This window comes from Flavobacterium sp. ZB4P23, assembly GCF_003970375.1.
Taxonomy (GTDB): domain Bacteria; phylum Bacteroidota; class Bacteroidia; order Flavobacteriales; family Flavobacteriaceae; genus Flavobacterium.
In genome coordinates, this window is record NZ_RYDK01000002.1 from 184,361 (window position 1) to 207,070 (window position 22,710).

Genomic DNA, 22,710 nt, shown 5'->3' on the forward strand with positions numbered 1-22,710 from the left:
CATAAAATTGTATCGAGAAGTAGATTATTGATTTTTCATTTCCTTTGGATCTGGTTCAAAAATATAAAGTGCTGAATTTTCGATTCCCTTTAGGACTAGAGCAAAAACTAAAGATACCTACTTAAAAGCGGTCAAAATAAGTAACGCTAAACTTGACATTACACTTCCTATTCCTACCCATTCCCCGGCACTCATTTTTTTAACTTCCGGTTTTTCTGGCACTATAATTTGAGAACCTGCAGTCACTTTAGGATACGTTTTTATGAATAAGAAAGAACTTACTACATCTGCTTTACCATTTGGATAAATAATATAGGCTTTTTTCTTCCAGCCCTTGGCATCGATACCACCAACAGCATCTAAGTAATAATTAAATCCTTTTCCTTTTGTATAAGGAATCTCCGAAGTTAACAATACATTACCTGCCACTTTAACCCCTTCATTGTAAGTAGCCACTTCAATCTCATCACCGGGAAACAAAGTTACATTGGTGTTGCTTTTTGGATTTTCAACAATGGCTTTCCAATCCACTGGTATTGTGGCAAATTTTAAATCTTCTTTTAGTTTTTTAGTGAGCTTGTTTTGGATACTGTCTTTTTTACCCAAATTCATATTTACATTTTCCAATGCTTCTATTTGTTCGGCTTGAATGGGTCTCTTGATCTTAACTCCCTCTATATTGGCAACTGATGTCAAGCCACCTGCTCGTGCAACAATATCATAGACTTTGTCTTTTTTAGTTGCCAAAACATATTTCCCGGAATAATGGACCGCTCCGCTGATAGTGACCATCTCTGGTTTATCATACACCGCCATTTTACGGATATTCACCACATCAAAAGGCTTCAAATCAAAGTTCTTTAACTGTTCATTGTTATCAGCCGTAATTTCGATATTAAATAGTTCCGCTTTATTCGGATTGGCATCGTCTATTTCTTCCGATTGAATCATTCTTGCTACCTCAACTCTCTTAGAAGCCGATCCTGTTAATCCACCAGCTTGAACCAATAGATCATTTAAGGTTAAGTTTTCATGATACTGATAAACACCTGGTTTTTTAATCTCACCATCAATGGTTATTTTAAAGTCTTCAACAAAATCTAAAATTGAATACACCGTTACGATGTCTTCTTTAAATAATGCAACATCCGCTTCTAGATCCCCTGCTAAGGCTTTGGCTAAATTTACATTGACTATTTCCGTGGTCAAATCCGATTGTAGTCGAATGATTCTCGCTCTGTTGCTATACGCATCTTCTTTTAGACCTTCCGCCTTTGCAATCAAATCGGAAACACGCATTCCTTCATAAAAAGAATACGTATCCGGTCTAAAAACAGCACCGTCAATTTTGATACGGTTTTCAAAACGATTCAGAATTTTAGTCACTCTAAACACATCCCCGGACAACGGTTTATAAGTATTAAATTCTGCGAATTTTACATCTCGAACTTTAAATTCTTTAGCTGTTTTTTGCAATACATTCACCGAAGCAGTATACGCCAATTCATTGAATCCTGACGCAAAAGACAGTAAATCTGCAAATGTCTCCCCTTTTTTCATTTCAAAAATACCAGGACGTTTTACCTGTCCCTCGACGGTGACCCTTTGATTGTAGGCCGGAATTCGAATGACATCATTATCCTTTAATCCCACATTATCCGATTGATTTCCATTGACAAGGAAGCGGTAAATATCAATGTTTTTGTATACTTTATTATCCCTTAACAATTCAATATTTCTGTAACTGCCGTTTTTTCCCGGGCCACCTCCTAAAAATAACGCATTATAAACGGTTGCCAAAGAAGATATCGAATAATTACCCGGTTGCTTACTGCCAATTATAGTAACTCTAATCGTTCTGATGCGACTTAAAGTCACTGCGACTTGAGATTGTCCTGATCCCACTGTGCTATACACTCTTGCGATTGCACCTTTTATTTTTTGGGTAGCAGCCTCAATCGTCATTCCGGAAACGGAAATCTGACCTACATATTGAATGGTTATTTTACCCTCTGTAGATACCGGAATACTAGCATTAAATTCTTGTACTCCATACACACTAACCTGCACTTCATCACCGGGTCCCAACACGTAATTTACAGGCGTAGCCAATTTTAAATTAGGTTCAAAATTTAAGGTAGGATTATCGAAAAGCTCCGAACCAAAAATTAAAGCATTTAGGGTATCTTTTACTTTCGTATTGACGATTTTTTCTTGTTTTCTATCTTCCGTATCACTGGAATTACTAGTGTTTGAAACGCCTGTTTGCAAGGACAGACCAGCAATTCGAGTTCTTAATTTAGCAAACTCCGAAGCGGGCATTCCTTTGGCTAGAGCCATAGGTTCTGCTTGTTCAATCGTCATATTGTTTGTTTGCAGCTGAGTTTTTATTTTTGCGATGTCGCTATCGATCAAATTATCCACTTTTAAAGTACTCAAATCAGTACTTTTTAACAAGTCCTGTGCAAGTACATGGGAAGATTGGAAAAAAGCAAACAACAATAAAAGAGCAACAATTATTTTTCTCATAAGTAATGTGTAAAAATGTGTATTTTTTTAATTCGAAATATTTTAAGCACTATTTTTTTAAATAAGTAATAGCTAAAATTTAATGTCGTGTTTTACTAAAATTCTAAATTTATTTGTCATAGATTTCACAGATTGGCACAGATTAATTCGCCACGCAGCTTTAAAAATCGTTTTAATTCATCCAATCTGTGGCAGAAAACTCCTTTTAATAATTGCCACAATATATTTTTCGTGCTACTTATACTATTTTTTAAATAACAAGAAACCCGTTGGGCGTAATGAATAAATTTCCATTAATCTTAAAGAAAAAATTGATGCACAGCACGTAATTTTAAAATCTAAGTAATAATCATGGTATAATGTCGTATTTTAAAATCAGGATAAAATTATGTAACAATATAATTTAAAGCTGTTTTACTTAAAGTTAATTCTTTTGACTTTACGACTTTTAAACTTTCGACTTACTTATGTTTCTATGTGGTCAAAAAATTAAACAAATTGAATTACACCCAAGGGGTTAACTAGAATAAAACAAACAACTCTTTATCGTTTTTATTGTAGGAAGTTCTATTTTCTCTATCTTAATTTTATTCTGTACCACAAATCTGTGTCAAAAGTTTTAATTATTAGTTTATTAAATCCTAAAATTATCTCGATTTGTATTTTTTTAATACAATAAATCGGAATTCTCTCTCCAATTGACTATAAAATTCTTAACATCCTGAGACCTTTCTTTTTGCAAAATCAAATTAGTGGTATCCGTTGTTAAGGGAGCTTTTTCCGATTTTTTTTGAAAGCGGTACGATTAAGCAAACGCGTAATTTAGTAAATTCTGAAGCGGGCATTCCTGTCGATAACGCTAGAGGTTCGGCCTGATGAATAGTCATATTGTTGCTTTGCAACTAAGCTCTGCTCTTTTCGAGAGCAGCATCTGATAAATTGTCTACTGACGGAGTACTCCAATCGGCAGTTTTTAATATATCCTGAGCGCTTATCTGGACAAAATGAAAGAGGATTAAAAGGACACTACGGCAGTACCTATTATTTCCATAATTGTTTTTCAAGTATTTTAAATTCTAAAGGGGAACACTATTACCTTATAACGAACCGCTACACCCAATTCTTTATTTTTATAAAAGCTTCGCTGCTCAAAATCCCATTTTACAGTTATTTTGTGCGGCTTGCGCAAAAGTAGCAATTTTTATAGCATTAGAAATAAAAAGGTTTACAATTAATCTTTTCTTAACCGATTAAATCTTTTCCTTTAAATGGTTAATTGGTTAATCGTTTACTATTTCGTTAACCGATTAAACCTTTTTCTCATCGATTAAACGATTAACCTTTTCTTAACCGATTAAACCTTTCCTAACCGATTAAACTTTTCTCATCGATTAAACCTTTTTTCTCATCGATTAACCGATTAAACTTTTCTCATCGATTAAACCTTTTTCCTTTAACGTTTATTTATATCCCAGTTTTTTTCGATTTTCCCATTTCTTTTGCTCTATTTTCTCTTCAATAAATTGATCCATTACAGTATAAATTTCCATCAATTGTACATCGTGTTCTCCAAGGCGTTGTTCCAAATCATTTTTCAATTCCATGATTTGTTCAGAAAGATGACTTTGCAAACTAATTGTTTTTCTGATTTCTACAAAGGCACGCATAATGGCGATATTAGTTTCAACTGCTTTTTTAGATTTTAAAACCGTACTAAGCATTGCAACTCCTTGTTCACTGAAAGCAAATGGAGTTTGAGGGCTAAACTTTATTGATTCTGGTAGGTTATCACAATTTGTGATAAGCTCCTGCCATTCTATTTTATTGAGTTGAAACATAAAATCATCAGGAAATCGATAATCCTATAATAGCCTCCTGTTTTCGGTGCTCCTTTAAATTCGATTTTATTTTCTTTCTTTAATTGATTAATTCCTCTTTCAATAGTCCTTTGGGGAACGTTCAAAAGGGACTTTATGTTTGAAACATTGATGCCGGGATTGCTTTCAATAAGTACCAGAATGTCTTTTACTCCGCCACTTACTCCGCCATTTACTCCAACGGCATATTTATCCTCAGTATTTTTGCGCCAAAGAATGGTCTTGAAAATTTCTTCCTGTAGAAACTCGGGAGCTTTTTTCAAACCTGCCTCTTCACAAAGTCGAATAATGTTGCCTGTTCCTGTTCCCATCCTTTCGATAAAACCCGCAAGATACATAGGCTCGGCCAGTAAAGGATTGGCTGGAATGGAACTGTGCGGCTTTCTAAGTTTGGCAGTAGTTAATCCATAAGGTAAACTTCCCGGATTCCAAATTTCGAGCCGGTCTTTAAAAAGCATGACCTGAACAAATTGTAGTGAGATGTACTGATTTATAAAAATGTCAATCCTATTCGTTTGTTTAATCCTAATTCAAAAAGTCGAATCAGTGTTGAAATTTGAATATTTCCTTTTCCATTTTCAATTTTAGAAATATAACTTTTTTTAGTCCCTGTCTTTTCGGCAAGCTGTTCCTGTGTCATTTTTGCTTCTTTTCTTGCTTGCTTCAGCATTTCGCTGATAATAAACATTTGAGTGTGTTCCTCATATTTATTTCTGCTTTCTGTTCCAATTTTTCCGTGTTCAACTTCAATAAGTTGATCAAAATTAGTTATGTGGCTATATTTGTCCATGTCTAATTTGTTTTAGTTGAAAAATATTCTTTTCTCAATCGTATTGCTTTTTCTAATTCGCTATTGGGAGTTTTCTGAGTTTTCTTTTGAAAGGCATTGAATAATACAACTACGTTTCCTTTGTCGAAACAACAAAATATTCTGTAAATATTGGATTGATATTCAACTCTTATTTCATAAACTCCATCGCTTCCGGACAAATGTTTTAAAAATTTTTCAGGAACTCTGTCAACTTGCATTACCAGTTCAAGAATATTTTTAATTTTAGCTTTTACTTTATCTTCTTGAATTTTATAAAAGTCAAGAAAGTGATTCTCGTAAAAGATTATCTGTCTACTCATCTTGCAAAGTTAATTTAAAAGATAACTTATTTCAACTTATTTAACGTCTATTTTTCTTTCTACACAAATTTTTATCACACTATAGTTACCCTAAAAGGCTGTTTTTTTTTAGCAGGAACGACTGATAGTTTAATTGGTTAATAGTTTACTATTTCGTTAACCGATTAAACTTTTTCCTCATCGATTAACCGATTAAACCTTTCTTAAACGATTAAACTTTTCTCATCGATTAAACGATTAATCTTTTCTTAACCGATTAAACCTTTCTTAAACGATTAACCCTTTCCTACTACTCGTATAATTTTCCAAGCAATGTTGCAGGGTCAATATTCAATTTTGAGAAAGCAAACCATTTTTTGCCTAAGTCTTTAAGTGATGCTCCTATATGATACACTTCCGTTTCATCGATTATCAAAAAACGATCATGTGATTTGGAAAATTGCTTAATTTCGACAAGTTCGTATTGGGAATTGAACCGCTCTAAATCGAGTTTTAACTGTTTAGTAATGTCTTTTGTGTAAATAATAACGCCAACTCCTTTTTCTCTCTTTGACAACTGTATTAAAACAGTTTCGTCTACGAAATTATCAATAAGAAGGATCGATTTTTTTGCAGATTTTATCAGTCTGGAAACAAAGGAATGTGCATCGAAAATTTGTCCATCATAGAAAATCCCTTGATTTAGAGGAAGAGAGGTATTTAACAAAATTTCAATTTTCTGGTCATGCTCAAAAATCTTTTTCTCGATATTTTCAATTCTATTCTGAATCGCATAGCCTTTTAACAAATAGGATTTCAAAGTATTAGTTGCCCATATCCTGAATTGTGTCCCCGTTTTTGACTTCACTCTATAACCGACGGAAATAATCACATCGAGATTGTATAGCTTAACTCTTCGCTTTATCTTTCTAGAACCTTCTTGTTGAACTGTCAAGTATTCCTTGATAGTTGAAAATTCGTCTAGTTCCCCTTCTTTGAAAACATTATTAATATGGAGACTAATATTTTGTTTTGTTGATTGAAATAAATCTACCATTTGTAATTGAGTTAGCCACACAGTCTCATCTTCTATGCGAACCTCAATATGGCTTGACAGCATTTCTGCCTGATAGATAACTATTTCGTTGTGCATTATTTTCTGCTTGCTTGGTTTTTTAAATGGTTAATCGTTTAACTGCTTAATCGTTTACTATTTCGTTAACCGATTATACTTTTTTCTTTAAATGGTTAATGGGTTAAGTGTTTAACTGGTTAATTGTTTACTATTTCGTTAATCGATTAAACCTTTCTTAATCGATTAAACTTTTTTCTCATCGATTAAACGATTAACCTTTTCTTAACCGATTAACCCTTTCCTAACCGATTAAACTTTTCCCTACATCTTAACTTGCTTAAATGCATTTACATTCTCCAAAAACCAATTGTAGGTTCTCTGGATTCCTTCTTCCAGCTGCACCTGATGTTTCCATCCTAGTGCGTGCATCTTGGAGATGTCCATTAGTTTTCTGGGTGTACCGTCCAGTTTGCTGGTTCCAAGGGACCTGTGAGCAAGTATTCCTCTTTCAAGGGCTGTGGTGCCAATTTAGGATAGATGCACGAACTTCCCACCATTCCATTGTGTCCTGCGATATATATTTTTGAGGCGGTGTCCATTACTGTAATAATTCCGGTTTTTCCTGTTCCAATGCATTGTATACATTCTTAACATCTTGAGAACTATTTTTTTGAAGAATCAAATTAGCAGTATCCGTATAGACGAAAATAGTGTTTTTCATTCCCACAAACGCCGTATAATTTGTATTGCCAATCACCATGTTTCCATTGGGATCAACAGGATGCCCCGTTGCCACTAAATAGTCGTACACCGATTCAAAAGAACCCAAGTCCGACCATGAAAATTCAGACACGACCACTTTTATCTTTTTACTGCGCTCCATTACCGCATAATCAATACTGATGGACGGTATATCCATGGATAAAGCCAAATCTAGATTTCCATTGCTGTTGTTGTCCCATGCAATTTTAGATTTTTCATAGACTTCCGGATTATAGGTCTTTAATTCCTCCAGAAAAATGCCTGCTTTGAAACAAAACATCCCGCTGTTCCATAAAAAATTGCCTTTAGAGATAAATTCCCTCGCGGTAACTTGGTTTGGTTTTTCCCGGAAGGAAACCACATCCTCACCCTTGCGCTCAATATACCCGTATCCCGTTTCTGGTTTCGTCGGAATAATACCGAAAGTAACAATAAAACCGTTAGAAGCCTTTTCTACTGCTTCCTGAATCGCCTTATTATAGTGTTCCATATCGCCTATAATATGATCCGAGGGCGTCACGATTAAAACAGCCTCCGGATCAGAAGCTAGTGCAGCAAAAGCGATGGCTGCAGCCGTATTTCGCGGAGTAGATTCAACAATATCAATATATGGAGTATTGGATTTTTCTAGAACGTGCCGACTTAAATGACAGTTATCACTATTTCCTACAACCATAATCTGGTCCACCAAAGTACGATTGCGCTCCACGGTCATTGCAAATAACGATTTACCTTCAAATAAATCTAAATATTGTTTGGGTTGACTTTTGCGAGATAGCGGCCACAATCGGCTTCCCACTCCTCCGGTAAGGATTACATGTGTTACTGCAGGCTGTTTTTTCATAGTGTTTTTTGTGCAATTAGTGCTTATAAGTGATTTGACGCCTCGATTTGGGGTTTACAAAACAGACTATTGGCGACTATTTTAATTATATTTTTATTTAGACAGGAATCAAATTAAATTCCCTTCTTTTCTTTCGCTTCTTTTTTAAAGTTTCGAGTTAATGACTTAAAAAACTTAGTATGAAGACTACTAAACGCAAACTTCTTTGCTGTAATGACTTGAATACTTTAGAGTACAGTGAGAGGATGAAATGTTTGAATTTTAGAACATAAACACGCCCCTAACCTCTATAGCTCCACTTTTCACCACTCAGCATTCACTAAAAAACACTACTTCTCTTTCATCAGTTCTTTCTCTGTGACTTCTTTTCGCAAGCTGCTACTTGAAAAGCGATGGTCTCGTATATTAAAAAAAAGCACGATCCCTTTTTCTTCACAGTAGTTTCGTCCCGTAAAATTCTTGTCTTTATATTCATCTCCTACGATGCGGACATCAATTTTGAACGCACGTAAAATATCCTCCAGATCTTGCTCTGTTGCATAAGGAACTATTTCATCTACATGCTTACAGCCTTTGAGTTGAATATAGCGTTCAACCACAGATTGGGTAGGCCTGTTTTTTTCAGGACGATCGATAGTAGGATCTGTTTGCAGTCCCGCAATTAAATAGTCACACTGTCCTTTTGCTTCCTCTAACATTTTGATATGTCCGGCATGCAACAAATCAAAAGCACTGAATGTTATCCCTATTTTCATGTTTTCTACTATTATGGTTTGAGTCCGAACGGTACTATTTACAATCTCCCATCGACTGCATCCCCTAAAACTCCTTTTACATCATACAACACACTAGTTTCTTTTTGTAACTGTGACAAATCTATCGCTAAAAAGGCAGCATGCGCCACTCCTAACACAATGGCATCAAATTTTTTATTGGGCACTGTAGCGGTTGTTTCTAATTGGTATTCGTGTTGTACTTCTGATGGGTTTGCCAAGGGATCATAAATGGTGATGACAATGCCATAATCCGCTAACGCAGTGATTACATCCACAATTTTGGTATTGCGCACGTCGGGACAGTTTTCTTTAAAGGTGATGCCCAGCATTAAAAGTGCCGCACCATTTATAGAAATGCCCTTTTTGATCATCAATTTTACAATTTGAGACGCTACATATTCTCCCATACTGTCATTTAGGCGTCTTCCTGCTAATATAATTTCAGGATGATATCCAAATTCTTGTGCGCGTTGTGCCAAATAATAGGGATCTACCCCAATACAATGTCCGCCCACTAATCCGGGTTTGAAAGGCAGAAAATTCCATTTGGTGCTCGCTGCTTCCAAAACGGCATGCGTATCAATATTCATTAAATTAAATATCTTGGCCAATTCGTTTACAAACGCTATATTGATATCGCGCTGTGAGTTTTCAATTACTTTGGCGGCTTCGGCTACTTTTATACAAGGAGCCAGATGTGTTCCTGCCGTAATAACAGATTGGTATAATTCATTCACTTTTATTCCGATCTCCGGCGTGGAACCAGAAGTCACTTTCAGAATTTTCTCGACCGTATGTTCTTTGTCTCCGGGATTAATTCGTTCCGGGGAATAGCCGGCAAAAAAATCAACATTGAATTTTAATCCTGAAAATTTTTCTAATACAGGCACACATTCTTCCTCAGTTACACCAGGATAAACAGTGGATTCGTAGATAACGATATCGCCTTTTTTTAAAACCTTTCCAACCGTTTCAGAGGATTTATACAAAGGCGTTAAGTCTGGACGATTATTTTTGTCTACCGGAGTTGGCACCGTGATGATGTAATAATTGCAATCCGCAATAGCAGTGCTTTCTGAAGATACTATTAATCCGTTTGTAACAGACGATTTTTCGACTGCGCTCTGCCTCTCAACTGCGCTCGAGGTGACAAAACTTGAGACTAATACCTTGCGTAATACTTCATCCGAAATCTCCAGTGTAGTATCCGTGCCTGATTGTAAGGATGCTACCCGAGAGGCATTGATATCAAATCCCACAACAGCATATTGAGTTGCAAATAATCGAGCCAATGGAAGTCCGACATACCCTAATCCAATTACCGCTATTTTTATACTTGAATTCATTTTTTTTTAAACAATTACAATTGAATTGTACATTTTAACCTACCGCTTCGCGACTTCAACTCACATTAATGAGCTGAAAAAGTCATAGATAATAGAGGCAAATATAACTAGAATATGTTGCCGTTTTATTTTTTATTTCTCCTCTGAAACACAAGAAAACATAAAAAAAGACACAAATAACTAGCAATCAATACAAACCATTTGCGAAATCCATTTAAACCCAGATGAAAAATCACCTAAATCAGTGACTAAAAAAGAAGCCCTACCAAACCGATTTTAACTATACCGTACCATACTATAAATGTATCGTCTTTTTGTTTTTTGATAAGAACGGATATTTCCTTTTGAACCAGTAAGGCATTACGGTTTGTTACCCTTAAAAACTTACTTTTATTCCCGTTTCGTGTAATTATACCAAACGTCAGTTCGAGTGCGAAGCGTATCGAGAATCGTTTTTAATTTAAAATTTTCTTGTTCTCGATACGATCCTGCCCAAAAGCGGGATCACTCGAACTGACGGAAAATTATCGTCAAAAATTAATTATACCCAACAGCTTAACTTTCTTACTTTTCTTACTGGCTAAAAAATCAATCCTAAAATGAACCCTTTCATCAGGACCGGTGTTCTTTACACTGTATCGATAAAACTTTTTTCGGTTCTGTTAAAAATCAAAACTCCCACTAAGAACACCAGTACCGTAATCAAAAAGGTATATCCCAATCCCAAAACAGATATGTGTCCAACATCCAGCAGCATGTATCGTGTCGTTTCGATCACATACGCCAAGGGATTGTAGGTTATCAGCCAGCCGTAATCCGGCAATTTTTCTTTGATGAGTGCCATTGGGTACATCACGGCGGACAAATACATCAATAATTGCACTCCAAAACCAACCAAATTACTAAAATCTCGGTATTTAGTGACTAAGGAAGAGATAAACATTCCCAGTCCCAATCCTAAAACTCCCATCATAACGATCAGTAGTGGAAAAAACAAAGTCGCTGTATTCATCCCTATGGCAGCTCCTTGGGCATAATAATAGCCGTAAAAACAAATGAATATAAAAAATTGAATTCCAAACTTCAATAAGTTGGAAACAACAATAGACAGCGGTACAATAATGCGAGGGAAATATACTTTCCCAAAGATACCTGCATTACTGCCAAAGGTATTCGAGGTACCATTGAGACAGGCCGTGAAGTAATTCCAAACGGTAATCCCGGCCAAATTAAACAAAAAAGGCGGCACGGTTCCGGTATTGATGCCCGCAACATTATTGAAAATAATAGTAAAAGTAATGGAGGTAAACAGCGGTTGTATAAGGTACCAAAGTGGCCCTAAAACCGTTTGCTTATAGACGGTCACCACATCCCTTTTTACAAAAAGCAGCAGCAAATCTCTATACTGCCACACTTCCTTCAGGTTAAGGGAGAAAAATTTATTTTTAGGTGTTATTTCAAACAGCCAAGTGGTGTTTTTTTGTTCGGAATGGTTCATTGGTTCATGCTAAAATGCTACTTTTTGTTGTTCTTTCCGTGCGAAAAAAGCTCAATTTTCTACTGCTAAACTCAATTGAATTCTTACGAAGCAAATATAAATAATTTGCATTAAGTATTGTTTAAAAAACAACTTGTTCACATAATTCTTTTTTGCTGCGTCAGAATCGTGCGGAACAGTAGCGCCACTTAAATGGTTCTCCAGAAACACTTTCTTTGCTTGCGAATCCTGCAACACACCCACGCCATTCCATGCAGGAACGGCATTTATCAATCGGATTACGGTGGTGGCAATTTATTGACTGGAAACGTTTGAAAACATCATGAGTAATTATACCAAACGTCAGTTCGAGTGCAAAGCGTATCGAGAACCGTTTTTAATTATACCAAACGTCAGTTCGAGTGCGAAGCGTATCGAGAACCGTTTTTAATTCAAAATTTTCTTGTTCTCGATACGATCCCGCCCAAAAGCGGGATCACTCGAACTGACGAATATGATCATCAAAAATCAATTACAATTGCATGGGTACTTCCATCAACAGGATTTCGGCACTAGCGGAATTAGCGGTAATTTTAATAGCATTGGTATCCCAGATTCCTACTCCGTCTCGCTCGTTTAAAGCAATGTTTCCTATGGCAAAATCGCCTTTCAAAACAAAAGCGTAGATTCCGTTTCCGGTTTTTTTTAATGCATACGTGGCAGCAAAATCCTTTTCGAATTTCCCTATATGAAACCACGCATCTTGATGAATCCAAACACCTTCATCCTCAGGATTTGGGGATAGAATTTGTTGGAGTTTATTGTGACGGTCGTTTAAATCTAAAGTAACTTGATCATAACGAGGCGTTACATTTTTTTTATTTGGATAAATCCAAATCTGCAAAAATTTAACCAGCTGGTCTTTATTTTTATTGTATTCGCTGTGAAAAATTCCGGTACCGGCACTCATGGCCTGAATATCCCCTTCCTTGATTACGGTAGTATTGCCCATACTGTCATGGTGTTCTAAATCGCCTTCGAGCGGAATAGAAATGATTTCCATATTGTCATGCGGATGTTTCCCAAAACCCATCCCCTGATTGACTCTGTCATCATTGAGCACGCGCAATACGCCAAAATTCATTCGCTCCGGATTTTGATAATTCGCAAAACTAAACGTATGATAGGATTCCAGCCAACCGTGATTGGCATGACCCCGCGTGTTTCCTTTGTGCAAAACAAAATGCGTAAGTACTCCTTCTGTATTTTTATCTGTATTTTCCATTGTTCTATTCTTTAAAAATATAATGCAAAGGTGCGTCAAAAAAAAGGCAGCTGCATTGAACCAGGACAAGAAATTAAAAATTATGAGACTTTAAAGTTTTGTCATTTTGGTTCTCACTTTACTTAAAAACTCAGCCGAAATCCCCAGATAAGAAGCAATGTAATGCTGGGCAACGCGCTGCGATAGTGTGGGATACTGTTCCAGAAACTCTATGTATTTTTGGGTCGCTGTTTTAGAAATAGTATGAAACAAACGGTCTTGCGTAACGGCCAGACTGCGCTGCATCAGGATGCGGAACGCGCGTTCAAACTTTGGTGCTTTGGCAAATAATTCTTCTTTTGCTTCCGGGCTGAACAGCAAAAAATCACAATCTTCCAACGTTTCGATATACACACGGCTTGGTGCATCTTCGTATATACTAAAAGAAATATCGCTCACCCACGCATTCTCGAGGGCAAATTGCAGAATAACTTCAAAACCATTGTCGTCAATATAATATTTCCGGACACAACCTTTGATGACAAAAGCTTCAAAATGGCACATTTCGCCTTCCTGAAGTAAAACCGTTTTCTTAGCAACGGTTTTATATTCCAGCAAAGAATTGAAAATTTCTAATTCTTTGGGTTCAAAAGTGACATAACGACTTATGTTTTTATTAATTTGGGAATACAATAGTTTCTCGTTTAGAATTTAAAGATAGCTAAATACCCTTAAAAAATGACTCGTAAATATATTAAATTAGCAAGATTTCCTCAAAAAACAAAATCTGCTCTCGATTAAATTCCTATTTTTGTTCCAATAAAAACATAATAAAAAAATTTATGCTCATTATAGGAATTGCAGGTGGTACAGGAAGCGGAAAAACAACCGTTGTACATCAGATTATGAATGAATTACCACAGACAGAAGTTGGTATTATTTCACAAGATTCATATTACAAAGAAAATCACGGACTCTCCTTTGATGAAAGAGCATTGATCAATTTTGATCATCCCCGAGCCATTGATTTTGAGTTGCTAGTGGCCCACCTCAAAGAATTAAAGGAAGGAAATAACATTCACCAACCCGTTTATTCCTTTGTAACCCACAACCGGTCTGACGATACCGTTTTTACTCATCCCAGAAAAGTGATGATTGTAGAAGGAATTTTAATCTTGGCCAATCCCGAATTAAGAGAATTATTTGATGTAAAAATATACGTTCATGCCGATTCTGACGAACGATTAATCCGACGCATGAAACGCGATATAATGGAACGTGGCCGTGACATGAATGAAGTCCTTAACAGATACCAAACCACATTAAAGCCAATGCACGAGCAGTTCATCGAACCAACCAAGGCATTTGCGGACATCATTATTCCAAATGACAAATACAACACGGTAGCCATTGATGTGGTGCGCGCAGTAATAAATCAAAAAATTCTGTGATTTAGTTGTAATTTTAACAGAATAATTAGTAGGAGCTATTTCCCGCTTTCCGTTGCAATCTTTTAGTAGGTGAATCTTCCTTCGTCAATATCACCTACTAAAAGGATTTCCACTATAATCGGGGCTAAAAAAAATAAAAAAAATGACAAATCCATATAAAGACAAACCTTGGTTTAAATTCCTGAGCAACAAATATGTCTGGGTCCTGTTGTTCTTTTCGTCTTGGATGATTTTTCTGGACAACTATTCGTATTTTGATCATCGCATTTTAGACAAACAAATTGAAGATCTGGAAGACAATGCAGAATATTACAAAGACGAAATAAAAAAAGACAAAGAGAATATCAAACAATTAAACAATTCCGAACAAATAGAAAAATACGCCCGAGAAAAATACTATATGAAAAAAGATAGTGAAGACATTTACATCATCGAATTTGAAGGCGACACGATTCAAAAATAAAATCCCATTCCCAACCATTCCCAAAGGGAAGAGAGTGTACAATTTATAGTAATTATTAAAAACAGAACACCAAGTTTCGGTTCCCTCTCCTATGACGAGGACTGGAGTGAGGAAAATGACTAACAAAATGGATACAAACCTTTTCGATGATTTCAACCCCATTTCCTCCAAACAATGGAAACAAAAAATCCAATTTGAACTCAATGGAGCGGATTACAATGAAACCGTAGTTTGGAATTCTCCGGAAGACATTCAGGTAAAACCTTTTTACCACAAAGAGGAGTTTACAAAAGTATTCCCCGTTTCCACAAAAGCAACAGAATTTAGAATTTGCCAAAATATATTTGTTTACGACCTTGAAAAATCAATAGAACGGGCATTAGACACATTGAATCGCGGGGCAGACAGCCTGCGCTTTACAATAGAAAACGAATCAATTAACGTTACCGATCTATTGGAAAAATTGCCTTTAGAGAACGTTACCGTTTATTTTAACCTGGGATTTATTTCAATCGATTTCGTCAAAAAAATTGATGTTTTCGCCAAGAAAAGCAACACTGTAATTTTCTGTAATCTGGATCCTATAGGACAATTAGCCAAAGATGGAAACTGGTTTACAACTAAAGAAAAAAGCAATTTTGACACCCTGAATTTGCTTTCGGCAGCAACAACATCGGTATCGCTACTTAGTATCAACGCTGCGTTGTATCAAAATGCCGGTGCCACTATGGTACAGCAAATTGCTTATAGTGTAGGACAAGCCAATGAGTATTTCAATAGAATTGACGCCATAAATACACCCATTGTTTTTGAAGTGGCCGTAGGAACAAATTACTTTTTTGAAATTGCAAAACTACGAGCGTTGCGCTTGCTTTTTAATCTGATTGCCAAGGAATACAACCATACTTTAGCGTGCAACATCATCGTTTCGCCTACCAAACGTAACAAAACATTATACGATTACAATATAAATATGTTGCGTACCACAACTGAATGTATGAGTGCCATTATTGGAGGAGCGGATGCTATTGCCAATTTACCTTATGATGCTTTGTACCACAAAGACAACGAATTTGGCGACCGCATAGCGAGAAACCAATTGTTGATCCTCAAAAATGAAAGTTATTTTGACAAAGTCAATAATCCGGCAGACGGCAGTTATTATATCGAAAACCTAACCAATCAACTAGCGGAAAAAGCATTGGCTTTATTCAAAGACATAGAGGCAAATGGCGGTTTCCTGAAACAACTTAATGACGGAATCATCAAAAGAAAAATTCAGGAAAGTGCGGATACCGCGCAGGAACTATTTGATTCTGGGAAAGAAATTTTATTGGGAACAAACAAACATCCTAACAAACAGGATAAAATGAAACATGATTTAGAATTGTTTCCTTTTGTAAAAGTCAAACCAAGAAAAACCTTGATTACACCCATAATCGAAAAACGTCTGGCAGAAAAAACGGAACAGGAACGATTGGATCTTGAATAGTAAGCCCGACGCTGTTATTTAATTTAATACCATTGGAAAAGAGTATATTTACTTTGCTAAAAACATAAAATAATGGAACCCATAAGACAAATCGTTAAGGTGAAAAATCACAAAATAAGCATCACACTGCCGAATGATTTTAATGCTGATGAAGTTGAAGTGATTATTCTTCCAAAGTCGAATACTTTAGAAATCCCTCAATGGCAAATGGACCAAGTTAGAGAAAGAACTGAGAAATATCTTAAGAATCCATCTTCAGCTCAAGATATTGATGATTTTCTAAAAGATATTGACGGTGGGTTATAAAATTGTAATTGTAGAGGAAGCTAAACTTGATTTCAAAACAGCTTTGGATTGGTACAAAGGCATTCACCCTAAATTGGGCGATACGTTCTCCAATTCGTTCAAGGAAAGTTTAAAAATAATTAAGTCAAATCCATTACTTTTTCAAATAAGATATGATAAGACCAGAGTAGCTTTAATTGAAAATTTTCCATACTTAATTCATTTCAACAGCTACGAGAACATAATTGTCATTACAGCTATTTTTCATACTTCAAGAAATACTGAAATATGGACTGAAAGGAATTAAAATTTCAAAAAACTATAATCTTTGTACTAAACAAATGAAAAGAAAAGATTTACAACACATACAATTAAAAAGTACAGCGCTAAAACTCGAGCATGAAAATGCTGTGGCTGATGCATTTCTAACTGCAGAAGGAATAGAAGTAAAACCTACGTATTCAGAACAAGATATTAAGAATCTTACTCATCTTGATTTTGGGGCTGGTTTTGCTCCCAATTTACGCGGCCCATACACCACAATGTACGTCCGCCGACCATGGACGGTGCGTCAATATGCCGGATTTTCAACTGCCGAAGAAAGCAATGCTTTTTACAGGAGGAATCTGGCTGCGGGTCAAAAAGGACTATCCATTGCTTTTGATTTACCCACACACCGCGGCTATGATTCCGATCATGAGCGCGTAGTGGGCGATGTGGGGAAAGCAGGAGTTGCCATTGACTCCGTGGAAGACATGAAAGTATTATTTGACCAAATTCCGCTTAATGAAATGTCCGTTTCTATGACAATGAATGGCGCTGTTTTACCTATTATGGCTTTCTATATTGTCGCCGCCGAAGAACAAGGCGTAGCACCCGAGTTGCTTTCCGGTACGATACAAAATGACATTCTCAAAGAGTTTATGGTCCGTAATACCTATATTTATCCGCCAACGCCTTCGATGAAAATCATTGCTGATATTTTTGAATTTACCAGCAAAAAAATGCCCAAATTCAACTCGATTTCCATTTCTGGCTACCACATGCAAGAAGCGGGAGCCACGGCTGATATTGAACTGGCGTACACGCTGGCCGATGGATTGGAATACATCAGAACTGGATTAGCAACCGGAATGAAAATTGATGAATTCGCCCCACGACTGTCCTTTTTCTGGGCGATTGGAATGAACCATTTTATGGAAATTGCCAAAATGCGCGCAGGAAGAATGATCTGGGCGAAATTAGTAAAGCAATTTGAACCAAAAGACGATAAATCATTAGCGTTACGAACCCATTGTCAAACTTCGGGATGGAGTTTAACCGAGCAAGATCCCTTTAACAATGTGGCAAGAACCTGTATTGAAGCAGCAGCAGCAGCTTTTGGAGGTACACAATCTTTGCATACCAACGCTTTAGATGAAGCAATTGCGTTACCAACAGATTTCTCGGCCAGAATTGCCAGAAACACGCAACTTTATTTACAAGACGAAACTAAAATTACTAAAACGGTTGATCCTTGGGCAGGCAGTTATTATGTAGAAAGTCTGACAAATGAAATTGCTGAAAGTGCCTGGAAACTCATTCAAGAGGTAGAAGAACTGGGCGGTATGACCAAAGCTATTGAATCCGGAATTCCGAAACTTAGAATCGAGGAAGCAGCAGCCAGAAAACAAGCGAGAATAGACAGCGGGCAGGATATTATTGTGGGCGTTAACAAATATAGATTAGAAAAAGAAGACCCTTTACAGATTTTGGATGTGGACAATCAAATGGTCCGCAAGCAACAATTGGAACAATTAGACCGAATCAAAGCGACCAGAGCTACTGAAAAAGTGCAGGAATCGCTGAAAAAATTAATCCTTTGTGCGCAAACTGGTGAAGGAAATTTACTGGAAATAGCGGTTGAAGCCGCTCGAAACAGAACTACGCTGGGTGAAATCAGCGATGCGCTGGAAACAGTTTTTGGAAGATACAAAGCACAAATTAAATCCTTTAGCGGTGTGTATAGCAAAGAAATAAAAGACGACAAAAGCTTTGAAAAAGCAAAACAACTGGCAGATGAATTTGCAAAAAAAGAAGGACGTCGCCCTAGAATCATGATTGCCAAAATGGGACAAGATGGTCACGATCGTGGCGCTAAAGTGGTGGCTACCGGGTATGCTGATGTTGGTTTTGATGTTGACATTGGCCCCCTTTTTCAAACACCAGCTGAAGCGGCCAAACAAGCGATAGAGAATGATGTGCACATCCTGGGAGTTTCCTCACTGGCGGCAGGACACAAAACGCTGGTACCACAAGTTATTGCAGAACTTAAAAAATACGATCGAGAAGATATTATGGTCGTGGTAGGTGGCGTAATTCCGGCACAAGATTATCAGTTTCTATTTGATGCCGGTGCGGTTGCCGTTTTTGGCCCTGGCACAAAAATCAGTGAAGCGGCTATTAAGATATTAGACATTTTAATGGACAGTTTCGACTAAAACTACAGCCTATTATTTTGACTCAAAATTTAAGAACATCAATCGAAAGGCTGGTGTTTTTTGTTTTAAATCAGATGCCTATCCGCTAAACGGACTACGTTTACAAAACAGAACTATTTCTAAAAAAGTTAGCTATGAATTACACTAATTTTTATCATTTTTTTTAAAATAAGTAATAACCATGGTATAATGTCGTATTTTAAAATCAGGATAAAATTATGTAACAATATGATTTAAAGCTGTTTTACTTAAAGTTAATTCTTTCGACTTTACGACTTTTAAACTTTCGACTTACTTATTGATAAACAGTAAATTAAATATTTAAAAAAATAACACGTCTTACCTTTAGTCATTTATTACAAGTAACCCGTTGGGTGTAATTAGTTTTTGATGGGAATTTCCGTCAGTTCGAGTGATCCCGCTTTTAGGCGGGATTATATCGAGAACTAGAAAATTAGTATTAAAAACGGTTCTCGATACACGTCACTTCGAGTGCGAAGCGTATCGAGAAGCTTTGTTCCGTTTTACTCCACAAAAACACTTATTATTTTGCTTCTTTTAAGCATTGCAATCGTATCAAATGTTCAAGAAACGGAGAAAGCAAAAATCAAAAATAGAAGGAAACCATCAATTTGGTGGTGCGTCCCAATAGAGAAATCCTTAAGGCTAAATAATTCGACTATGGGATAAAAGAAAAGAGGCCGTCAAATAATGACAGCCTCTTTTTTTAGGATAAAAAAGGAATTAAATGTTTTTTGCCTTTGCATTATTATCCGCAATAATACACGAAGTATCATACCCTCCAAACATTTTCATATAGCTTTTTATAGAACTACCATAAGCGTCTCTAAAATTTCGTTTTCCTTTATTTTTAAAATATTTTTTTACAGAGCCTGCTCCGCCAAGGTGAGCTGCCGCTAATATCCCGGATTCGGTAACGAATATTCCGTTTAATATAGTGCCTTCGTATTTTTCAATTTCTCTTTTCAGCTCCCATTTGTTTTTCGCCAGTAGCGCTAGAAATGCTTTTTCCTGTAATTCAGGACTATTCAAAAAGGCAGACCGATTATAGACTCCAACCGATTTAAGTGTCTCAATACCAAACTGATATTTTCCCATATATCCGAGGGAGTTCACTTTTTTGTATTTACTTTCGGATTCTCTATATCCAATAGCTTCTTTAAAACCGATAAAGAAATTTCCGGTAAAAGGAATGTTTAATTTGGTGTATTCATTTTGTTCTTCAGAAGGAAATAAGTAGTGTGCTCCCTCATCTTCATTAATAAGAAACCAAGGGCTGGTTTCTAGGTTAAACGGTTTAAAACCTGAGCTTAAAAAAACTGTAATCACAGTCAGACCTGTGTAAAAAGACCACTTCTTAATCATAAATTGTTTTTCTTCAAAACGCTGTCCCGTTAAGAAATTTCTATGCGCAAAGATACAATAAAAATAATAAGTCTGATAATCAAGTAGTTAAACTTTTCTAAAAATAAATGAAGTGGTATTTTATATCGTTAAAACGCACGAATTCAATTGTAGGTGCCGGAATTTTAACCGTGTTCAGAACGGAAAAAACAGTCTTTAAAAAATGGGACTGCGTCTTTATTTTCGTCAGATCAACATCAATACTCAAATAAAACTGTCGGAATCTTTGTGGATTTGTGGTTGAAAAAGCGTTATTATCGCTATTTCCGGTCAGCATTCCTTCGGCTCCGTAACCCAAAGCTACATTTAGCCATTTTGGAATCCTGGAGCGTTTTGCAAAAGAGTGCAAATTAACAGAAAGCCAATAGGTTTGTCCATTATAGTCTTTTAGAATTTGCTCTGTAAAAGAACTGCCCAAAACTTCCGGTCTGTAATTGGCATATTGGGTGGTATGAAAAGAGAATTTAGGGGTAATACGCTGTTCATTCCAGATTAATTCCTGAGAAACGTATAAAGCTGTCCCGGAAGCATTGGCAATTATATCGCCATAGGAGGCACCCCACGCAGCAGAATATCCATCCAGAACCTCAACGGCGGTAATAAATGCAAAGCCCAAGCCGGCTCCGTATAGTAGCTGATTTTTTTTAGAAGCCCCACTCCACTGCAGCATTTGGGCACCAAGACGTCCCAGATGATACGAAGAAAATACATGCCCAGATTTGTCCATCTGTAGCCAATCAGTATTGTCATTTATAAAATGAAAATCAGATTTGGGATAATCAGCGTACCAAAGTTGGTTTAAACCGATCAGCGTTCCTGCGGTCAAAGCACCTTCAGCAACAAACACCCCTTTTTGCTTTTTCCTATTCAAAGAATCGGAGGGTTTAAAAAAAGATTCCGCACGCTCTTGGGCAAATACAATTTGGAAACCCACTAAAAATAAAAATAAAATCCCTTTTTTTAATCCCAAAACTATCTTTTTACGCCTTGGCTGTTGATCCAATCCGAATATTTTTTGGCATTTTTATTATGTTCCTCTAATGTGGCAGCAAACTCATGGTATCCAAAACGTTCCACGCTGGCACAAAAATAAATAAACTTGTTTTTCTCAGGATCCAAAACCGCTTCCATGGCTGTAATATCAGGCATAGCGATAGGTCCAGGAGGCAGTCCTACGTTCATATAGGTATTATACGGATGTGCCATTGTCAAATCTTTGTAGAAAACCCTTTTGATAACCTGATCAAAATCGTTTGCTTTCTTCTTTATCGCAAATATTACCGTTGGATCTGCCTGCAATGGCATTCCCGTTCGCAACCGATTGAGATACACGCCGGCTATTCTTGGTCTCTCGTCTTTTTTTACGGATTCTTTGTGAACAATTGAAGCCAGAATAGTCGCTTCGATGGGAGTGAGTCCCTGTTTTTGCGCTTTGGCAACTCTTTCCTTGTTCCAAAAATTACGGTATTCCTTAATCATTTTATCACGGAACTTTTCAGCGGTAGTGTTCCAATAAATCTCGTATGTATTTGGAATAAACAGTACCAAAACAGTCTCTTCATTGAACCCGTTTTCTTTCAAGAAAATAGAATCTTTGAAGGAAGTCAGTAATGACAAGCTATCCGCTTCAATTTGTGAACCTACACGCCCGGCTAAATTCTCAATACGTTCCTGATTATTAAAAGCCAACTTTACTGCTGAATTAAGACGCAATGTTTTTACCAGTTCATAACTGTTCATTCCCTTTTTGAATAAAAAACGTCCCGGAATTACATTATCAGAATAGCCTCGTTTATTGGCCACCATCTCAAAACGATCCAAGTTTTCGACATACGGAGCAATTATTTTTTTGACCTCTTCGTAATTGGAATCCGTTGGCACGTATACGTACACTTCGTTCTCTGAGAATTTGGTGTTAGAAGAAAAAATTTGGCGCAAAATAACCAATCCGTATAGCATCAGTATTCCTATTAAAACAACAGCGGTAATGGTAATAATTTTCTTTAAATTCATATATGGTATTTTTATTGGAAAAGTAGTATTTTTAACTTTAG

23 protein-coding genes and 1 pseudogene are annotated in these 22,710 nt (G+C 36.5%); 6 read left to right on the top strand and 18 right to left on the bottom strand.

The window, feature by feature from the left end:
- Window positions 1-117 precede the first annotated feature (117 nt).
- The 15 genes and pseudogenes from EKL99_RS03980 to EKL99_RS04050 all read right to left on the bottom strand — a co-directional run bounded on the left by EKL99_RS03980 (window position 118) and on the right by EKL99_RS04050 (window position 13,753).
- Window positions 118-2,529 carry an SLBB domain-containing protein gene (locus EKL99_RS03980; RefSeq protein ID WP_126576447.1) on the bottom strand — a complete coding sequence of 804 codons (2,412 nt, stop codon included), beginning with the start codon at window positions 2,527-2,529 and terminating at the stop codon, window positions 118-120.
- Window positions 2,530-3,989: 1,460 nt separating this feature from the next.
- Entirely contained in the window at window positions 3,990-4,367 is a 378-nt protein-coding gene (locus EKL99_RS03985) for a hypothetical protein (protein ID WP_126461333.1), read from the bottom strand.
- On the bottom strand, window positions 4,346-4,864 hold the full coding sequence (locus EKL99_RS03990) for an ATP-binding protein (RefSeq protein WP_126576448.1): 519 nt from the start codon (window positions 4,862-4,864) through the stop codon (window positions 4,346-4,348). The genes EKL99_RS03985 and EKL99_RS03990 overlap by 22 nt, the downstream gene beginning before the upstream one ends.
- 32 nt (window positions 4,865-4,896) lie before the next feature.
- Window positions 4,897-5,196 (bottom strand): helix-turn-helix domain-containing protein, encoded by a 300-nt coding sequence (locus EKL99_RS03995; protein ID WP_126461339.1) that lies wholly within the window; start codon window positions 5,194-5,196, stop codon window positions 4,897-4,899.
- A 2-nt stretch (window positions 5,197-5,198) separates the two neighbouring features.
- On the bottom strand, window positions 5,199-5,537 hold the full coding sequence (locus EKL99_RS04000; RefSeq protein WP_126461342.1) for a type II toxin-antitoxin system RelE/ParE family toxin: 339 nt from the start codon (window positions 5,535-5,537) through the stop codon (window positions 5,199-5,201).
- A gap of 289 nt (window positions 5,538-5,826) precedes the next feature.
- Window positions 5,827-6,669: a RhuM family protein gene (gene rhuM, locus EKL99_RS04005; protein ID WP_126568171.1), complete on the bottom strand. Its 843-nt coding sequence runs from the start codon at window positions 6,667-6,669 to the stop codon at window positions 5,827-5,829.
- 243 nt (window positions 6,670-6,912) lie between these two features.
- Window positions 6,913-7,068 (bottom strand): annotated as a pseudogene (locus tag EKL99_RS04010) (GDP-L-fucose synthase); the annotation flags it as partial.
- Window positions 7,035-7,190, bottom strand: a complete 156-nt coding sequence (locus tag EKL99_RS14505) for a hypothetical protein (RefSeq protein ID WP_197037207.1) — start codon at window positions 7,188-7,190, stop codon at window positions 7,035-7,037. The pseudogene EKL99_RS04010 and the gene EKL99_RS14505, both read right to left, overlap by 34 nt.
- Complete coding sequence (locus EKL99_RS04020) at window positions 7,190-8,197, bottom strand: mannose-1-phosphate guanylyltransferase (protein ID WP_126568169.1); 1,008 nt, start codon at window positions 8,195-8,197, stop codon at window positions 7,190-7,192. Before EKL99_RS04020 ends, EKL99_RS14505 begins: the two co-directional genes overlap by 1 nt.
- Before the next feature lie 329 nt (window positions 8,198-8,526).
- A complete protein-coding gene (locus tag EKL99_RS04025; RefSeq protein WP_126461356.1) occupies window positions 8,527-8,952 on the bottom strand; it encodes an adenylyltransferase/cytidyltransferase family protein in 426 nt (141 codons plus the stop codon).
- Between the two features lie 38 nt (window positions 8,953-8,990).
- Window positions 8,991-10,319, bottom strand: a complete 1,329-nt coding sequence (locus tag EKL99_RS04030; protein WP_197037208.1) for a nucleotide sugar dehydrogenase — start codon at window positions 10,317-10,319, stop codon at window positions 8,991-8,993.
- Between the two features lie 628 nt (window positions 10,320-10,947).
- Window positions 10,948-11,817 carry an ABC transporter permease gene (locus tag EKL99_RS04035; RefSeq protein ID WP_126461360.1) on the bottom strand — a complete coding sequence of 290 codons (870 nt, stop codon included), beginning with the start codon at window positions 11,815-11,817 and terminating at the stop codon, window positions 10,948-10,950.
- Between the two features lie 51 nt (window positions 11,818-11,868).
- Window positions 11,869-12,090 (bottom strand): hypothetical protein, encoded by a 222-nt coding sequence (locus EKL99_RS04040; RefSeq protein WP_126555360.1) that lies wholly within the window; start codon window positions 12,088-12,090, stop codon window positions 11,869-11,871.
- Between the two features lie 238 nt (window positions 12,091-12,328).
- Complete coding sequence (locus EKL99_RS04045) at window positions 12,329-13,081, bottom strand: pirin family protein (protein WP_126461367.1); 753 nt, start codon at window positions 13,079-13,081, stop codon at window positions 12,329-12,331.
- A gap of 90 nt (window positions 13,082-13,171) precedes the next feature.
- The gene (locus EKL99_RS04050) at window positions 13,172-13,753 is read right to left on the bottom strand and encodes a Crp/Fnr family transcriptional regulator (RefSeq protein ID WP_126461370.1); all 582 of its coding nucleotides are present in this window, start codon (window positions 13,751-13,753) and stop codon (window positions 13,172-13,174) included.
- Window positions 13,754-13,902: 149 nt separating this feature from the next.
- Between EKL99_RS04050 and udk the strand changes: the two genes are divergently transcribed.
- From udk to scpA, 6 genes are all read left to right on the top strand, one after another.
- On the top strand, window positions 13,903-14,511 hold the full coding sequence (gene udk, locus EKL99_RS04055; protein WP_126461373.1) for a uridine kinase: 609 nt from the start codon (window positions 13,903-13,905) through the stop codon (window positions 14,509-14,511).
- A gap of 142 nt (window positions 14,512-14,653) precedes the next feature.
- Entirely contained in the window at window positions 14,654-14,974 is a 321-nt protein-coding gene (locus tag EKL99_RS04060) for a septum formation initiator family protein (protein ID WP_126456033.1), read from the top strand.
- A 127-nt stretch (window positions 14,975-15,101) separates the two neighbouring features.
- The gene (locus EKL99_RS04065; protein ID WP_126555372.1) at window positions 15,102-16,466 is read left to right on the top strand and encodes a methylmalonyl-CoA mutase subunit beta; all 1,365 of its coding nucleotides are present in this window, start codon (window positions 15,102-15,104) and stop codon (window positions 16,464-16,466) included.
- Between the two features lie 72 nt (window positions 16,467-16,538).
- A complete protein-coding gene (locus tag EKL99_RS04070) occupies window positions 16,539-16,772 on the top strand; it encodes a hypothetical protein (RefSeq protein ID WP_126461382.1) in 234 nt (77 codons plus the stop codon).
- Window positions 16,762-17,058: a type II toxin-antitoxin system RelE/ParE family toxin gene (locus EKL99_RS04075; protein WP_126456040.1), complete on the top strand. Its 297-nt coding sequence runs from the start codon at window positions 16,762-16,764 to the stop codon at window positions 17,056-17,058. Before EKL99_RS04070 ends, EKL99_RS04075 begins: the two co-directional genes overlap by 11 nt.
- Before the next feature lie 34 nt (window positions 17,059-17,092).
- Window positions 17,093-19,231 (top strand): methylmalonyl-CoA mutase, encoded by a 2,139-nt coding sequence (scpA, locus tag EKL99_RS04080; RefSeq protein ID WP_126555375.1) that lies wholly within the window; start codon window positions 17,093-17,095, stop codon window positions 19,229-19,231.
- Window positions 19,232-19,975: 744 nt separating this feature from the next.
- On the opposite strand, the gene EKL99_RS04085 is transcribed toward scpA, so the two are convergent.
- The 3 genes from EKL99_RS04085 to mltG form a co-directional block, all read right to left on the bottom strand.
- On the bottom strand, window positions 19,976-20,617 hold the full coding sequence (locus EKL99_RS04085) for a peptidoglycan-binding protein LysM (protein WP_126562977.1): 642 nt from the start codon (window positions 20,615-20,617) through the stop codon (window positions 19,976-19,978).
- 97 nt (window positions 20,618-20,714) lie between these two features.
- Window positions 20,715-21,659, bottom strand: a complete 945-nt coding sequence (locus EKL99_RS04090; protein WP_370453901.1) for a DUF2279 domain-containing protein — start codon at window positions 21,657-21,659, stop codon at window positions 20,715-20,717.
- Window positions 21,629-22,669, bottom strand: coding sequence for an endolytic transglycosylase MltG (gene mltG, locus EKL99_RS04095; RefSeq protein WP_126568163.1), 1,041 nt, complete (start codon window positions 22,667-22,669; stop codon window positions 21,629-21,631). The genes EKL99_RS04090 and mltG overlap by 31 nt, the downstream gene beginning before the upstream one ends.
- Window positions 22,670-22,710: the final 41 nt, after the last annotated feature.

What these genes read in the sequence shown, in the direction of transcription:
- EKL99_RS03980 (WP_126576447.1), bottom strand. Translation starts at nt 2,529, where the DNA reads ATGAGAAAAATAATTGTTGCTCTTTTATTGTTGTTTGCTTTTTTCCAA.
- EKL99_RS03985 (WP_126461333.1), bottom strand. Translation starts at nt 4,367, where the DNA reads ATGTTTCAACTCAATAAAATAGAATGGCAGGAGCTTATCACAAATTGT.
- EKL99_RS03990 (WP_126576448.1), bottom strand. Translation starts at nt 4,864, where the DNA reads ATGCTTTTTAAAGACCGGCTCGAAATTTGGAATCCGGGAAGTTTACCT.
- EKL99_RS03995 (WP_126461339.1), bottom strand. Translation starts at nt 5,196, where the DNA reads ATGGACAAATATAGCCACATAACTAATTTTGATCAACTTATTGAAGTT.
- EKL99_RS04000 (WP_126461342.1), bottom strand. Translation starts at nt 5,537, where the DNA reads ATGAGTAGACAGATAATCTTTTACGAGAATCACTTTCTTGACTTTTAT.
- rhuM (WP_126568171.1), bottom strand. Translation starts at nt 6,669, where the DNA reads ATGCACAACGAAATAGTTATCTATCAGGCAGAAATGCTGTCAAGCCAT.
- EKL99_RS14505 (WP_197037207.1), bottom strand. Translation starts at nt 7,190, where the DNA reads ATGGACACCGCCTCAAAAATATATATCGCAGGACACAATGGAATGGTG.
- EKL99_RS04020 (WP_126568169.1), bottom strand. Translation starts at nt 8,197, where the DNA reads ATGAAAAAACAGCCTGCAGTAACACATGTAATCCTTACCGGAGGAGTG.
- EKL99_RS04025 (WP_126461356.1), bottom strand. Translation starts at nt 8,952, where the DNA reads ATGAAAATAGGGATAACATTCAGTGCTTTTGATTTGTTGCATGCCGGA.
- EKL99_RS04030 (WP_197037208.1), bottom strand. Translation starts at nt 10,319, where the DNA reads ATGAATTCAAGTATAAAAATAGCGGTAATTGGATTAGGGTATGTCGGA.
- EKL99_RS04035 (WP_126461360.1), bottom strand. Translation starts at nt 11,817, where the DNA reads ATGAACCATTCCGAACAAAAAAACACCACTTGGCTGTTTGAAATAACA.
- EKL99_RS04045 (WP_126461367.1), bottom strand. Translation starts at nt 13,081, where the DNA reads ATGGAAAATACAGATAAAAATACAGAAGGAGTACTTACGCATTTTGTT.
- udk (WP_126461373.1), top strand. Translation starts at nt 13,903, where the DNA reads ATGCTCATTATAGGAATTGCAGGTGGTACAGGAAGCGGAAAAACAACC.
- EKL99_RS04060 (WP_126456033.1), top strand. Translation starts at nt 14,654, where the DNA reads ATGACAAATCCATATAAAGACAAACCTTGGTTTAAATTCCTGAGCAAC.
- EKL99_RS04065 (WP_126555372.1), top strand. Translation starts at nt 15,102, where the DNA reads ATGGATACAAACCTTTTCGATGATTTCAACCCCATTTCCTCCAAACAA.
- EKL99_RS04070 (WP_126461382.1), top strand. Translation starts at nt 16,539, where the DNA reads ATGGAACCCATAAGACAAATCGTTAAGGTGAAAAATCACAAAATAAGC.
- scpA (WP_126555375.1), top strand. Translation starts at nt 17,093, where the DNA reads ATGAAAAGAAAAGATTTACAACACATACAATTAAAAAGTACAGCGCTA.
- EKL99_RS04085 (WP_126562977.1), bottom strand. Translation starts at nt 20,617, where the DNA reads ATGATTAAGAAGTGGTCTTTTTACACAGGTCTGACTGTGATTACAGTT.
- mltG (WP_126568163.1), bottom strand. Translation starts at nt 22,669, where the DNA reads ATGAATTTAAAGAAAATTATTACCATTACCGCTGTTGTTTTAATAGGA.